This window comes from Pseudomonas sp. NY15463, from assembly GCF_048068415.1.
In the GTDB taxonomy this organism is placed as follows: domain Bacteria; phylum Pseudomonadota; class Gammaproteobacteria; order Pseudomonadales; family Pseudomonadaceae; genus Aquipseudomonas; species Aquipseudomonas mosselii_C.
In genome coordinates, this window is record NZ_JBLUQD010000005.1 from 1 (window position 1) to 14,131 (window position 14,131).

The 14,131-nt window shown below is 62.3% G+C and carries 14 protein-coding genes; 7 read left to right on the forward strand and 7 right to left on the reverse strand.

The annotated features are described in order from the left end of the window. Positions 1-149: 149 nt before the first annotated feature. The 3 genes from minE to minC form a co-directional block, all read right to left on the reverse strand. A complete protein-coding gene (minE, locus tag ACNFIC_RS13275; protein ID WP_138219563.1) occupies positions 150-404 on the reverse strand; it encodes a cell division topological specificity factor MinE in 255 nt (84 codons plus the stop codon). Between the two features lie 3 nt (positions 405-407). Then, on the reverse strand, positions 408-1,220 hold the full coding sequence (minD, locus tag ACNFIC_RS13280) for a septum site-determining protein MinD (protein WP_050704578.1): 813 nt from the start codon (positions 1,218-1,220) through the stop codon (positions 408-410). Positions 1,221-1,317: 97 nt separating this feature from the next. Continuing rightward, positions 1,318-2,073, reverse strand: coding sequence for a septum site-determining protein MinC (minC, locus tag ACNFIC_RS13285; protein WP_138219562.1), 756 nt, complete (start codon positions 2,071-2,073; stop codon positions 1,318-1,320). 100 nt (positions 2,074-2,173) lie between these two features. Between minC and ACNFIC_RS13290 the strand changes: the two genes are divergently transcribed. Together ACNFIC_RS13290 and ACNFIC_RS13295 are read left to right on the forward strand one after the other, a co-directional pair. Beyond that, complete coding sequence (locus ACNFIC_RS13290; protein ID WP_416781181.1) at positions 2,174-3,109, forward strand: lipid A biosynthesis lauroyl acyltransferase; 936 nt, start codon at positions 2,174-2,176, stop codon at positions 3,107-3,109. 111 nt (positions 3,110-3,220) lie between these two features. After that, a complete protein-coding gene (locus ACNFIC_RS13295; RefSeq protein ID WP_138219560.1) occupies positions 3,221-4,363 on the forward strand; it encodes a patatin-like phospholipase family protein in 1,143 nt (380 codons plus the stop codon). A gap of 931 nt (positions 4,364-5,294) precedes the next feature. Here the strand turns inward: ACNFIC_RS13295 and ACNFIC_RS13300 are convergent. After that, positions 5,295-6,110, reverse strand: a complete 816-nt coding sequence (locus ACNFIC_RS13300) for a VacJ family lipoprotein (protein WP_138219559.1) — start codon at positions 6,108-6,110, stop codon at positions 5,295-5,297. Further along, positions 6,103-7,401, reverse strand: a complete 1,299-nt coding sequence (locus ACNFIC_RS13305) for a serine/threonine protein kinase (protein WP_138219558.1) — start codon at positions 7,399-7,401, stop codon at positions 6,103-6,105. Before ACNFIC_RS13305 ends, ACNFIC_RS13300 begins: the two co-directional genes overlap by 8 nt. A gap of 208 nt (positions 7,402-7,609) precedes the next feature. On the opposite strand from ACNFIC_RS13305, the gene ACNFIC_RS13310 reads away from it, so the two are divergent. Continuing rightward, positions 7,610-7,978, forward strand: coding sequence for a hypothetical protein (locus tag ACNFIC_RS13310; protein ID WP_416781182.1), 369 nt, complete (start codon positions 7,610-7,612; stop codon positions 7,976-7,978). A 55-nt stretch (positions 7,979-8,033) separates the two neighbouring features. On the opposite strand, the gene ACNFIC_RS13315 is transcribed toward ACNFIC_RS13310, so the two are convergent. Further along, positions 8,034-9,569, reverse strand: a complete 1,536-nt coding sequence (locus ACNFIC_RS13315) for a beta (1-6) glucans synthase (protein ID WP_416781183.1) — start codon at positions 9,567-9,569, stop codon at positions 8,034-8,036. A gap of 211 nt (positions 9,570-9,780) precedes the next feature. On the opposite strand from ACNFIC_RS13315, the gene ACNFIC_RS13320 reads away from it, so the two are divergent. The 3 genes from ACNFIC_RS13320 (at position 9,781) to ACNFIC_RS13330 (ending at position 12,805) form a co-directional block, all read left to right on the forward strand. Continuing rightward, positions 9,781-10,629: a glycine betaine ABC transporter substrate-binding protein gene (locus ACNFIC_RS13320; RefSeq protein WP_138219555.1), complete on the forward strand. Its 849-nt coding sequence runs from the start codon at positions 9,781-9,783 to the stop codon at positions 10,627-10,629. Positions 10,630-10,832: 203 nt separating this feature from the next. Further along, the gene (locus ACNFIC_RS13325) at positions 10,833-11,144 is read left to right on the forward strand and encodes a DUF485 domain-containing protein (protein ID WP_138219554.1); all 312 of its coding nucleotides are present in this window, start codon (positions 10,833-10,835) and stop codon (positions 11,142-11,144) included. Next, on the forward strand, positions 11,141-12,805 hold the full coding sequence (locus ACNFIC_RS13330) for a cation acetate symporter (RefSeq protein ID WP_416781184.1): 1,665 nt from the start codon (positions 11,141-11,143) through the stop codon (positions 12,803-12,805). The genes ACNFIC_RS13325 and ACNFIC_RS13330 overlap by 4 nt, the downstream gene beginning before the upstream one ends. 78 nt (positions 12,806-12,883) lie before the next feature. Here ACNFIC_RS13330 and ACNFIC_RS13335 read toward each other — a convergent pair whose 3' ends face one another. Next, complete coding sequence (locus ACNFIC_RS13335; RefSeq protein ID WP_023630061.1) at positions 12,884-13,036, reverse strand: DUF3309 family protein; 153 nt, start codon at positions 13,034-13,036, stop codon at positions 12,884-12,886. Between the two features lie 240 nt (positions 13,037-13,276). Here ACNFIC_RS13335 and ACNFIC_RS13340 point away from each other — a divergent pair, with 240 nt between their 5' ends. Then, positions 13,277-14,092, forward strand: coding sequence for an SDR family oxidoreductase (locus tag ACNFIC_RS13340; RefSeq protein ID WP_138219552.1), 816 nt, complete (start codon positions 13,277-13,279; stop codon positions 14,090-14,092). Positions 14,093-14,131: the final 39 nt, after the last annotated feature.

Below are 14,131 nucleotides of genomic sequence, written 5' to 3' on the forward strand. Positions count from 1 at the left end.
GGTGTCGTTTGCCCGCCCCGGGGCCCCCCGCCGCGCCCTTGGGGCCCCACCCGCCCCCCCACACCGACTTTGTTGGGGGCTGGTGGGGGGGGCTTGGTGCCGCGAAAGGGCCGCGCAGCAGCCCCAGAGTCGGCCGGCAGACGCTGGAATCAGCGCTCAGGCAAGGTAATGTTCAGCTCCAGGATCGAGCAGCTGCCCTGGTTTTCCAGCGCCACCTGCACATCGTCGTCGCCGATGATGACGTATTTGCGGATCACCTCGACCAGTTCCTTCTGCAAGGCGGGCAGGTAGTCCGGGGTGCTGCGCTGGCCGCGCTCGTGCGCCACGATGATCTGTAGACGCTCTTTCGCTACCGACGCGCTGGTCTGTTTCTGCCTGCCACGAAAGAAGTCAAAAAGGTTCATGGTTTACTTGCCTCCAAACAGACGCGCGAAGAATCCTTGCTTCTGCACATCGATGAACCGCAGGGGCTTTTCTTTGCCCAGCAAACGGTCGACGGTATCACTGTACGCCTGGCCGGCATCACTCTGGTCGTCAAGGATGACCGGGATGCCCTGGTTGGAGGCCTTCAGTACGGCTTGCGATTCTGGGATCACACCCTTGAGCTTGATCGCCAGGATTTCTTCGACGTCGGCGATGCTGAGCATTTCGCCCTTTTCGACGCGCTCGGGGTGGTAACGGGTGATCAGCAGGTGTTCCTTGATCGGCTCCTCGCCGTTTTCGGAGCGGCGCGACTTGCTCGACAGAATGCCCAGCATGCGGTCCGAGTCACGTACCGAGGACACTTCCGGGTTGGTCACGACGATGGCTTCGTCAGCGAAATACATCGCCAGGTGCGCGCCTTTTTCGATACCGGCCGGCGAGTCGCAGATGACGTAGTCGAACTGCTCCTTGAGTTCCATCAGGACTTTCTCGACGCCTTCCTGGGTGAGGGCGTCCTTGTCGCGGGTCTGGCTGGCAGCCAGCACGAACAGGTTCTCTAGGCGCTTGTCCTTGATCAGGGCCTGTTGCAGGTTGGCCTCGCCGTTGACCACGTTGACGAAGTCGTACACCACGCGGCGTTCGCAGCCCATGATCAGGTCGAGGTTACGCAGGCCGACGTCGAAGTCGACGATGACGGTCTTATAGCCGCGCAGTGCGAGCCCGGTACCGATAGCGGCGCTGGTGGTGGTCTTGCCCACACCCCCCTTGCCGGAAGTAACCACGAGAATCTTGGCCAAGGTGTTTCACCCCTAAATAAGTCGGGACAGACGTCCCTGCAAATACAAAAAACGGCAACAGGAAAAAAGTTGCGCTAAAAATGCCGGCAAGTATCCGTTAAAGACGGGTGATGTTCAACACATCGCCAGACAGGCTGACCTGTACGCCAGTGCCCCACAGCGGGTCGCGGCGCAGGTCTTCGCAGACCTTGTACTGACCGGCGATCGAGACCATTTCCGCAGTCATCTGCTGGCAGAAGATACGTGCTCGGGTATTACCCTTGATGCCGGCCAGGGCGCGACCGCGCATGGCGCCGTACACATGGATGTTGCCGTCGGCCAGAAGTTCCGCACCGGGGCTCACCGAGCCTGTCACCACCAGGTCGCCGCCCTGGGCGTAGATCTGTTGGCCACCGCGCACCGGCGAGGTGATGATGCGCGTCGGGCGCACTTCGGGCTCGGCGGGTGGCGGTGGTGGGGTGGGTTCGGGTTTCTTCGCCTGCGGTTCCGGTTCGAGCGGCCGCTCGCGGGCCCCTGAGGGCGGCAGTACCGGCAGGTCGATGGCAATCGCGGCGGCGATATCCTCGATGCGGCTGGCGCGGATCGCCAAGGTCCGCAGGCCGTGATGGCGGCAGATGCGCATCAGCCCGGGCAGGTCGATGGCGCCCTCGTCGGCGGGTAGCTTGTCCAGCGCCAGCACCAGCGGCGTATTGCTGAAGAAATTCGGCGCCTGGATTACCTTGGCCGCCAGTTGGCGGTCGAGGGATTCGAGGTCGTTACGCGCGAGTTCCAGCACGGTGATGGCAAGCATGCTGCCCTTGAGCTGGAACACGGGGGCGATGTCGGGTGTCTGGTTGAGGCTCATGGTCTGCATAGACGGCTTGTTGCGAAAAAAGTGCCCTGACTTATAGCGATAAGACCGATTGCCCGCAACCGATGTAGAATGCCCGGCCCTTGTCTTGCCGGAAGCTTCAATGGAACGCCCGCGTTTTCGTACCCTGTACCTCCACCCACGATTCTGGGCCTTGTGGCTCGGCCTGGGCCTGCTGTGGCTGGTGGCTCAACTGCCCTACCGCGTGCTGCTGGTGCTGGGGCGCGGCCTGGGCGCGGTGATGTACCGCCTGGCGGGCGAGCGCCGGCGTATTGCTGCGCGCAACCTGGAGCTGTGTTTTGCGCATCTGTCGGGCGACGAGCGGCAACGTCTGCTCAAGGAAAATTTCGCCTCCACCGGCATCGCCTTCTTCGAGATGGCCATGAGCTGGTGGTGGCCAAAGGCCCGGTTGGCGCGTCTGGCGCACATCGAAGGTCTTGAGCACCTGCAGGCCGCACAGCGCGATGGCGAAGGCGCCATCCTGATGGCCGTGCACTTCACCACCCTGGAGATCGGCGCGGCGCTGTTGGGGCAGGCCCACACCATCGACGGCATGTACCGCGAGCATGGCAATCCGGTGTTCGACTTCATCCAGCGCCGTGGCCGCGAGCGTCACAATCTCGATTCGTTGGCGGTGGAGCGCGACGATGTGCGGGGCATGCTCAAGTTGCTGCGCAAGGGCCGCGCGATCTGGTACGCGCCAGACCAAGACTACGGCACCAAGCAGAGTATTTTCGTGCCGCTGTTCGGTATCCCGGCGGCCACGGTCACCGCTACCAGCAAGTTCGCCCGACTAGGCAAGGCGCGGGTCATCCCGTTCACCCAGAAACGCCTTGAAGATGGCAGCGGGTACCGTCTGGTGGTGCATCCGCCGCTCGAGGGCTTCCCCGGCGAGACCGAAGAAGCCGATTGCCTGCGCATCAATCAGTGGGTCGAGGGTGTGTTGCGTGAGTGTCCTGAGCAGTATTTGTGGGCGCACCGGCGGTTCAAATCGCGGCCTGAGGGTGAGCCACGGCTGTACGACAAGAAAAAACGCTGAGGTTTCGATGGCACGGCCCACCTGTTCGCGGGTGAGCCTGATGCTGTACCTGTGAAAGTGGGTTTACCCGCGAAGAGGCCGGACCTGTCAACCATGATCCAGGAAGGAAGCATGACCCCAACCACCGGCCTGATCCTCTCTGGCGGCGGTGCCCGCGCCGCCTATCAGGTTGGCGTGCTTGCCGGTATCGCTGAGCTGCTGCCCCCAGGCGCGCCGAATCCCTTTCCGGTGATCGTGGGCACCTCGGCAGGCGCCATCAACGCCGTCAAGCTTGCCAGTGGTGCCACGCGTTTCAGCGAGTCGGTGCAGCACCTGACGGCGTTCTGGCAGAACTTTCGCAGCCATCTGGTACTGCGCAGTGATTGGCCTGGGGTCATCCGGCAGGCGTCGCGCTTCGTCGGGCATAGCTTGCTCGGCCTCGGGGGCCAGGTGCCAGTGGCGTTGCTCGACAGTCGCCCGCTGCGCGGCCTGTTGCACGAGCACCTGAACCTTGATGGTATTGCTCACTCGCTGGCGGCGAACCAGCTGCAAGCCATTGCCGTGACCGCCTTCGGCTACGAGTCTGGCCAGGCGGTGACGTTCTATCAGGGGCGCGACAGTATTGAGCCCTGGCTGCGCCATCGTCGCGTTGGCGTACCCACTGCGTTGACGGTCGAGCATTTGCTGGCGAGTTCTGCGATTCCCTTGTTGTTCGCGCCGGTGCGGCTGGGCGAGGAGTATTTCGGTGACGGCGCGGTGCGCCAGTCGGCGCCGATCAGCCCGGCGTTGCACCTTGGGGCGAGCCGTGTACTAGTGGTGGGGGTCAGTGGCAACCCGCAGCGTCCTTCGCCGCCGTTGCCCACGCAGCGGCTGTTCAGCGGGCGGCAGCCGAGCCTGGCGCAGATCGGCGGGCACATGCTCAACAGCACGTTCATCGATAGCCTTGAGGATGACATTGAGCTGTTGCAGCGGCTTAATCACCTGAGCCATCTGCTGCCTGCGCATTTGGACACGCGGCGGTTGGGTTTGGCGCCGATCGAGGTTTTGGTCGTGGCGCCTAGTCAGCCGCTGGATGAGATTGCGGCGCGGCATCGGCGTGAGTTGCCGGCTGCGCTACGGGTGTTCTTGCGTGGGCCGGGTGCTACCAAGACCAGTGGGGCGGGAGTTCTGAGTTACTTGCTGTTTGAGGCGAGTTATTGCTGTGAGTTGATTGAGTTGGGGCGGCGTGATGCGTTGGCCAAGAAGCGGGAGTTGTGTCAGTTTCTTGGGATCTGAGTTTGGGGTTGAGTTTCGATTTTGGATTTGGATTTGGATTTGGTTTTGGGTTTGTTTTGATAGGTGTATGCGCATTCATTAGCTTGGTTGACGTTGAGTCACCTTTCCGCCCTTACGGCGGGTTACTTTGGTCGTGGCCAAAGTAACCAAAGCCGTGGCGCTCCATTCATTCGGCCCCTGCGCTTCGCTCCGGGGTTCCCTCGCTACGGTGACTTGCGGGCCCGCGCGGCCTCCGACTTGCTACGCAAGTCTACATCTCGCGCCTTCGGCTGCGCCGAAGGGTGCTGCGCACCTTGGGCCCTCCAATCACCTCCGCTCGGCCTACTGAAGTCGCGAAGTTAGGGGTGGCGCCTGTACTTGCGCAGCTAACCGCTAGTTGCAAGTGTGGGAACTCTGGATGGTATTCGCGGGCAAGCCCGCTCCCACAAAGGTTCCATAGTCTTCAAGCTTCAAGCTTCAAGCATTGCACTGTGGGAGCGGGCTTGCCCGCGAATACGTAAGTGCAAACAACGCCCTAATCAATTCAAACAAATAATTTTGCTGCTCTTGCTCTTGCTCTTGCTCTTGCTCTTGCTCTTGCTCTCGCTTCTAAGCGCGCAATAGCCCAGGCGCCGCCAATTGCGACTTCAGGAGGCCGAGTGTAGGCGTCTGTAGGGCCAGGTGCGCAGCACCCTTCGGCGCAGCCGAAGGCGCGAGATGTAGACTTGCGTAGCAAGTCGTAGGCCGCGCGGGCCCGAAAGGCGCCGGAGCGAGGGAACCCCTGCGCGCAGCGCAGGGGCCGGATGATGGAGCGAGCATTTTTTGGTTCCTTTTTGATGCTTCAAAAAGGGACCCGCCGTAAGGGCGGAAAGGTGACTCGAAGTCCCCCAAGCCAAAGCATGCGCCTACATCTTTCAATACAAACCCACAACCAACCCCACAACCCAAACCCTCACTCCGCTATCTGCAACTTGCGCGCCTGCGTATACACATACCGCACCTTCTCATACTCAAACGGCGAGTTGGTCTGCCCATACCGGAAGTTGGTCGTATAGCGCTTGTCCACCGCCTTGAGCACGGTAATTTCCGGGTGATCGTTCGCCGTATCGGCCATATCCAGATAGTTGACCGCCTGCTCTCCCGCGTAGTCCACCACCAACCCGGTGGTATCGCGCAGGTTCGAAGGCCCCAGGATCGGCAGCATGATGTAAGGTCCCTCCGGCACCCCGTAGTAACCCAAGGTCTGCCCAAAGTCCTCGCTCTGGCGCGCCAGCCCCATCTTGGTTGCCGGGTCCCACAGCCCGCCCACGCCGATGATGGTATTGAACATCAACCGTGCAGTGATCTCGGCCGACCGCTTGGCCTTGAGTTGCAACACGCTGTTGAACAAGTTCGGCACATCGCCCAGGTTATTGAAGAAGTTGGTCACCCCGGTACGCACGAAGCCTGGGGTGATGTAACGGTAACCATTGACCACCGGCAGGAACACCCACTCATCGAAGCGGTAGTTGAAGTGGTAGATACGCCGGTTCATCGACTCCAGCGGGTCGTAGATGTTCAGCGCCCCCAGGGTCGAGCGCTCGAACTCGCGCTGGTCCAGTCCGGGGTTGAATTTCAACTGCCGCAGCGGATCGAGGAAGCCATCGGGCTCCGCCGACAAGGTGCCAATCGCGTCGCTCTCGACCACGCTGGCGCGGGGGGCGACTTCCTCGGCCAAGGCAGGGCCACAGGCGAGCAGGGCAGTGACGAGCAGCAGACGATTAACCACGGAAGAACTCCAGCATGGCGTCGCTGTTGACGCGGTAGTTGAGGTTGCCGCAATGGCCACCATGGGGGTAGAGGGTCAGCCGGTCGCCGAACACCCGACGCAGGAAACCGATGTCGCCAGGGCCAAGGATCACGTCGTCGGCGTTGTGCATCACGGCGATCTTCGGACTATCGCGCAGGTAGTCTTCCAGCGCGTAAAGGCTCACCTGATCCACCAACTGCAACAAGCTGTTGCCATCGGTACGCGCGCGCCACATGGGGATGACTTGTTCGGTGAGGTAGCAGTCGAAGTCGCACTGCAGGGCACGCTTGAAGAATGGCGTAAGGCTGCTGCCCTCAGTGATCGGCATTTTCGGCGGAATGATCAGGCCGCGGCGGTTGATCAGGTCCGAGGTGAAGGCGATGTCGGCCGCCGAGAAGCGGAACGAGGTGCCTATCAGCATGGCCATCTGCTCGTTGGACAGGTGCTCGCGGGAATTCTGGAAGTCGTACAGCAGCGCCTCGTTGAGGTCGATGTAGCCCTTGTCCTGGAAGTAGCGGGTAAGCTTTTCCAGCATCAGCTCGTAGAACGTGGTGCTTTTGTCGATGCCCTTGACCCGGGTCTGCACCATCTTGTCCAGGTTGCTTATCGAGGTGTACAGGTTCACCGGTGGGTTGAGCAACAGCACACGCTTGAAATTGAAACTGCGGCGGGTTTCGTCCAGGTGGCTGACGAATGCGGCATCCAACGCCCCCAGGCTGTAGCCGGCCAAGTAGTACTCACTGACCGGCAGGCGCGGGTGTTGGGCGCGAACCGCCTGCATGACCCGGTACAGGTCCTTGGCATCCTCCACCGACACCCCAGGGGTCGCGAAGCGCGAGGCTGCGCTCATGAAGTCCCAGCTGGTCGGAGAGGACAGCTGTACCACGTGATAACCGGCCTGGTAGAAAAGCTTCTTCAGGTATTCGTTGATCGAACTGGAGTAGGGCGCCCCGGTGCCGGCAATCAGAAAGATCAGCGGCGCTGCGTGATCCTGCTTGGCCAGCCGATAGCGCAATTTCTTCACTGACCAGAAGTTGTCCGGCAGTGTGAACTCGCGCTCCGGGCGCAGGTTCAGGCTGTAGTCGTCCTGGTCGATGTCCTCGTCGCTGGGCAGCGTCGGGCGCTGGTCCGGCGGGGTCGTGGCGATGGTCGCCTCGAACGGGTTGGTCAACGGATAGCCGTAGCTCGCGGCGTCGATATCCCGCGCTGAAGCGGCCACCGCCATGAGCAGGCCGCCAAGCAAGGCGACGAGGCGCAAAGGTCTGAACATTGATTCCCCCAAGGAAAACGCAAGGTGATGCGGTACGCAGGCTAGGACCACGGCGCGCCCGGCAAAGTTGCCGGGGTAATGTCGTTCGTCGCACCAGATTTTGCCGCACTCGGTAATCTCAGCAACATAGCTGTCTGGCCATGATTTTGCCTTACCTTTGTGTGTGGGCCATCATGCTGCGTTTCGATGACCGCTATAGGAGAACTGGATGCCTCGTTCGCTGCAGGTCACCGTGGTGCTGGCGGTGCTGGGCGCCTGGCTGGCCGCCAGTTATGGCGTGCGCTATGGATTGATGGAAGATGCCCGCTGGGTCGGCCTGTGCGCGGTGCCCGGAGAATACTGGCAATGCCAGGCGCGTGCGCTCCTGGGATTGGCGATTCATCATCAAGTGCTCGCCTGGTGCGCGTTGGGGCTTGCGCTGCTGGCCCACTGGGTTTCAGGGCGTAGCGGCGCGGGTTTGGCGCTGCTGGCGCTGCTGTTCGGGGTGCCGGCGCTGGTGCTGTACACCGCGAGCATTGCCGTGTTCGCGGTGGTGCTGGCAGGGTTGCGGTTGGTGCGCTCATCGCGCAATGGCTAACAGGGGCGCTGTACGCCCCTTTGCGGCCGGCCCGCCCCCCAGCAGGGCCGCGCGCTCAGGCCTTACGCACTCGCACGCTACGCCACAACGCCCCGACCATCAGCACGCTGACCAGCGCCCAGCCCCAGGCCTGCCGGTTCGCCAGCCCCTCGTGGTAAAGCTGCGGCATTACCCCGGCGCCGACGATCAGGGCGAGCAACGCCTCCTCCGCCCGCGCCGCCTTGACCGGGCGCAGCAGATATACCACCGCTGGTAGCAGCAGTGCGGCGCTGGGGAAGCTGCGATAGCGCGGGTCGAAGACCATCGCCAGCATGCTCACCGCCCCAGCGAAGCCGGCCGCCAGCAGCCATTTGCCGGCATGCGCTTCGAGCCAGGCGAACAACCGCTGGCGCCAGCCGTCGCGTCGGGCCAGGGCCAAGCTGGCATGGGCCAGCACCAGCAGGTTGAGCCCAGCTAGCACTAACGCCCACAGCCACTCTGCGGCAAATCGTGCGTGGGTGCGCATCAGCTCGCCCCACAGCCCCAGGCTGGCGGTACCCAACGCGGCCAGCAGCGGCAACAGCAGTGCGGCGCGGGCGTTGGCCGGGCGTCCGGCCAGCGCCAAGGTAGCCAGCCACAGGCTCATCGAGGCCAGCAGCCACTGTGGCCACAGCGCCAGGTTGCTCACCGGCCCTTCGAGCACGCCTTTGTCCTGCCGATCGGCGTCGTACAGCCCCCAGTAACCGCCCACCGCGCCTTCGCTGGCGCGTTTCCAGGGTTGGTCGAAGGCCTCGATCAAGTTGTAGTGCCAGCCATTGGCCTCGGCCAGGGCGACGAAGCCGCGAATGAAGCGTGCTTCGTTGACCCGGCTGGGCACTGCCGTTTCACGTTGGCGGCCCTCGCTGGGCCAGCCGGTTTCCCCGATCAGGATGTCCTTGGGCGCGAAGCGCTGGCCAAACACCTGGCGTACCTCGGCCACATGCGCCAAGGCCGCGTCGATGCCGCGCGGATCGTCCTCCCAGTAGGGCAACAGGTGGATGGTGAGAAAATCCACCGCGGGCGCGATCTGTGGATGTTGTAGCCAGAACTCCCAGACATCGGCGTAGGTCACCGGAACCGTGACCTGGCTTTTCACCTTGCCGATCAGTTGGGCCAGGCGCTCAGCGGTGACCTCCTTGCGCAGCAGCGTCTCGTTGCCGACGATCACGGCACTGACTACATCCGGGTTGGCGTTGGCCGCAGCGATCAGCAGGCCGATCTCTTTGTCGGTGTCGACAGGATTGGCGTTGACCCAGGCGCCGAGCATCACCTTCAGGCCATGCTTGCGCGCCAGTGCCGGGATGGCCTCGAGGCCGGTCTGCGAATAGGTACGAATGCACTGGAAACGCTCGGCCAGCAGCGCCAGGTCGGCATCCATGCGTGCCGGACGCAGTTGGAACGGTTGATCGAACGGCGACTGGTCTTTGTCGAACGGGGTGTAGGAGGCGCACTGCAACTTATGCGTCGGGCTGGCGGCATCGGGCAGTTGCACGGGCTTGCCCAGGCCGTACCACAAGGCGCCAAGGCCGCTGAGGGCGAGCAGGCAGGCAAGCAGGTAGGAAGTGCGGAACATCGGTCGGTCCATCGTCTGATACGCGAAAGCCAGTGATAGTAGCCCGGCGCCAAGCCTTTGGCATGCAAGGATCGCGCAGGCGTCCCGAGCGCCATGGCGCTAATGGCACAGTGCTGTCGCGGACTGTTGGCTAAAGGTCGCTGACAGATCAGGTCGCACTGGGCCTCAGGTCGATGATGCAATCTCCAAGACCTGACGAGGGGATGCTTTGATGAGTATGCGACGTTTCCTGGGGGTGGGTACCGCCCTGGTATTGGCCATGAGCACTGCACAGGCAATGGCCAAAGAGGTGAGCATCGGTTACGTGGATGGCTGGTCCGACAGTGTGGCGACCACCAACGTGGCCGCCGAAGTGATCAAGCAGAAGCTCGGCTACGACGTGAAATTGCAGGCCGTTGCCACCGGCATTATGTGGCAGGGCGTAGCCACCGGCAAACTGGATGCCATGCTCTCGGCTTGGCTGCCGGTGACCCACGGAGAGTACTGGGCCAAGAACAAGGACAACGTGGTCGATTATGGTCCGAACTTCAAGGATGCCAAGATCGGCCTGATTGTCCCTGAGTACGTCAAGGCCAACAGCATCGCAGACCTTAAGACCGATCAGAGCTTCAAGCAGAAGATCGTCGGCATTGATGCAGGCTCCGGGGTCATGCTCAAGACCGAGCAGGCCATCAAGGACTACGACCTCACCGGTTACAAGCTCACTGCAAGTTCCGGCGCCGCGATGACCGCCGAACTCGGGCGCTCCTACGCCAAGCAGCAATCGATCGCGGTGACCGGTTGGGTGCCGCATTGGATGTTCGCCAAGTGGAAGTTGAAGTTCCTCGAAGACCCGAAAGGTGTGTATGGCGCTGCCGAGACGGTCAATAGCATCGGCAGCAAGGAACTGGCGACCAAGGCCCCGGAAGTGGCCGAGTTCCTCAAGAAGTTCAGCTGGCAGTCCAAGGACGAGATCGGCGAGGTAATGCTGGCTATCCAGGAGGGCGCCAAGCCTGAAGCCGCGGCCAAGGATTGGGTTGCCAAACACCCGGATCGAGTCAAGGAGTGGACCGGCAAGTAAGGATTGCCAGGTACTTCGCTTGCGCGGGGCAAACCCGCTCCGACCTTGAAGGTCGGAGCGGGTTTGCCCCGCCGTGCGTAGAGGGTTGTTGCGAAATTTGTAAAACACCCTTGCATCTAAGACTAAGGTCGTCTGGTTGGCGTCCATCGGCAGCATAAAGTGGAGTCGGGTTCTCCCTTATCTGTGCTGCTAGGACAAAAACAATGAACGACAGCATTTACCAATCGATACAGAACAGTCCGCGCTTCAAGGAGCTGGTCACCAAGCGCGAGCGCTTCGCCTGGATACTCTCGGCGATCATGCTCGGCCTCTACTGCGCCTTCATCCTCCTCATCGCCTATGGCCCGCAAGTCCTTGGCGCCAAGCTTAGCCCCGAGTCGTCGATCACCTGGGGTATTCCCCTGGGCGTCGGCCTGATCCTCTCGGCATTCGTGCTCACCGCCATCTACGTGCGTCGCGCCAACGGCGAGTTCGACCAGTTGAACAAGGCCATTCTCGAGGAGGCCAAGCAATGATCGGTCACGCCAAAAAACTCGCTGTACTGGCCGTTGCGGCCTTCGCCCCGGCCGTCTGGGCCGCCGATGCGCTGACCGGCGAAGTGCACAAGCAGCCGCTGAACGTCTCGGCCATCGCCATGTTCGTGGCCTTCGTCGCGTTTACCCTGGGTATCACCTACTGGGCGTCCAAGCGCAACAAGTCGGCCGCTGACTACTACGCCGCCGGCGGCAAGATCACTGGCTTCCAGAACGGCCTGGCGATCGCTGGCGACTACATGTCGGCTGCCTCGTTCCTGGGGATTTCCGCACTGGTGTTCACCTCGGGCTACGATGGCCTGATCTACTCCATCGGCTTCCTGGTCGGTTGGCCGATCATCCTGTTCCTGATTGCCGAACGCCTGCGTAACCTGGGCAAGTACACCTTTGCCGATGTGGCCTCGTATCGCCTCGGGCAGAAGGAAATCCGCACCTTGTCGGCTTCGGGCTCGCTGGTGGTGGTGGCCTTCTACCTGATTGCCCAGATGGTCGGTGCCGGTAAGCTGATCCAGCTGTTGTTCGGCCTGGACTACCACGTCGCGGTGATTCTGGTCGGTATCCTGATGTGCCTGTACGTGCTGTTCGGCGGCATGCTGGCGACCACCTGGGTGCAGATCATCAAGGCGGTGCTGCTGCTGTCCGGTGCGAGCTTCATGGCGTTGATGGTGATGAAGCACGTGGGCTTCGACTTCAATACGCTGTTCTCCGAGGCGATCAAGGTCCACGCCAAGGGTGAGGCGATCATGAGCCCGGGCGGCCTGGTCAAGGACCCGATCTCGGCGTTCTCCCTGGGCCTGGCGCTGATGTTCGGTACTGCGGGCCTGCCGCACATCCTGATGCGCTTCTTCACCGTGAGCGACGCCAAAGAGGCGCGCAAGTCGGTGCTCTATGCCACCGGTTTCATCGGTTACTTCTACATCCTGACCTTCATCATCGGCTTTGGCGCGATCCTGCTGGTCAGCACCAACCCGGACTTCAAGGACGCTGCCGGCGCCTTGATCGGTGGCAACAACATGGCAGCGGTGCACCTGGCCGATGCGGTCGGTGGCAGTGTGTTCCTGGGCTTCATCTCGGCAGTGGCGTTCGCCACCATTCTGGCGGTGGTCGCCGGTCTGACCCTGGCCGGTGCCTCGGCGGTGTCGCATGACCTGTATGCCAGCGTCTGGCGCAAGGGCAAGGCCAACGACAAGGATGAGATTCGCGTGTCGAAGATCACCACCGTCGCCTTGGGCGTGTTGGCGATTGGCCTGGGCATCCTGTTCGAGAAACAGAACATCGCCTTCATGGTGGGCCTGGCGTTCTCCATCGCGGCCAGCTGCAACTTCCCGGTGCTGCTGCTCTCGATGTACTGGAAGAAGCTGACCACCCGCGGTGCGATGATCGGCGGCTGGATGGGCCTGATCAGCGCGGTAGGCCTGATGGTCCTCGGCCCAACCATCTGGGTGCAGATCCTCGGTCACGAGAAAGCCATCTACCCGTACGAGTACCCGGCGCTGTTCTCGATGCTCATTGCGTTCGCCGGTATCTGGTTCTTCTCGGTCACCGACAAGTCCAAGGCTGCCGAGGACGAGCGCGCGCTGTTCTTCCCGCAGTTCGTGCGTTCCCAGACTGGCCTGGGGGCCAGCGGGGCGGTGTCGCACTGATACCTCTGCCGTGAAACGACGACGCCCCGCTCATGCGGGGCGTCGTCGTTCAGGTGCCCGGACGCGTCCGGGCGCAGGTCATATGCGTCCGAGCAACAACAGGATCAGCAGCACCACCAGAACCACGCCGATGATACCGGACGGGCCATAGCCCCAGGCGCGGGAATGAGGGAAGACCGGTAAGCCACCGATCAGCAGCAGGATCAGGATGATGATGAGGATCGTGGTCATGGCGGAGTCCTTGCGTGGTGGAGGGTAGAGGGGCCGGTACTGTGGGCCGCCTACAAGTTCGGACCGGTGGGCGATGGCAAAGATTCCATCACGCTTGCGCAGGCATGACCCAGCCTCACCCCGCGCCTTGGGGCAAACCTCGCGGCGATTACCCGCATATTCAGCACCCTGATGCCGCCCCTGACGGCGCCCGGATCTGGCTAGACTCCAGCTCACTTTCACTGAGTCGGGCTCTGCACCATGCACAATCGAATGATGATCACTGGGGCCGGTTCCGGCCTTGGCCGTGAGATCGCCCTGCGTTGGGCTCGTGATGGTTGGCGGCTGGCCTTGGCCGATGTCAACGAAGCGGGGCTGCGTGAAACCCTGGAGCTGGTGCGCGTGGCGGGTGGCGACGGCTTCATCCAGCGCTGCGATGTGCGCGACTACAGCCAACTGACGGCCCTGGCTCAGGCCTGTGAAGAGAAATTCGGCGGCTGCGATGTGATCGTCAACAACGCCGGTGTCGCCTCCGGTGGATTCTTCGCCGAGCTGTCGCTGGAGGACTGGGACTGGCAGATCGCCGTTAACCTGATGGGCGTGGTCAAGGGTTGCAAGGCGTTCCTGCCGTTACTCGAACGCAGTCACGGGCGGATCATCAACATTGCCTCGATGGCGGCCTTGATGCAGGGCCCGGGGATGAGCAACTACAACGTGGCCAAGGCCGGCGTGCTGGCACTCTCCGAAAGCCTTCTGGTGGAACTGCGCCAGGTCGAGGTGGCGGTGCACGTGGTATGCCCGTCGTTCTTCCAGACTAACCTGCTGGATTCGTTCCGCGGGCCGAACCCTGCCATGAAGGCCCAGGTCGGCAAGTTGTTGGAAGGCTCGCCGATCAGCGCCGCCGACATCGCCGACTACATTCATGCCCAGGTCGCGGCAGGTGAGTTCCTGATCCTGCCGCATGAGGCTGGGCGCCAGGCCTGGCAGCTCAAGTGCCAGGCGCCGCAACGGCTGTATGACGAGATGGCTGACATGGCGGCAAAAATGCGCGCCAAGGCGCGTAAGTCCACTGGTTAACGGGTTTGGCTGTAGGATTTTTTACCCTATCGTGTGGGA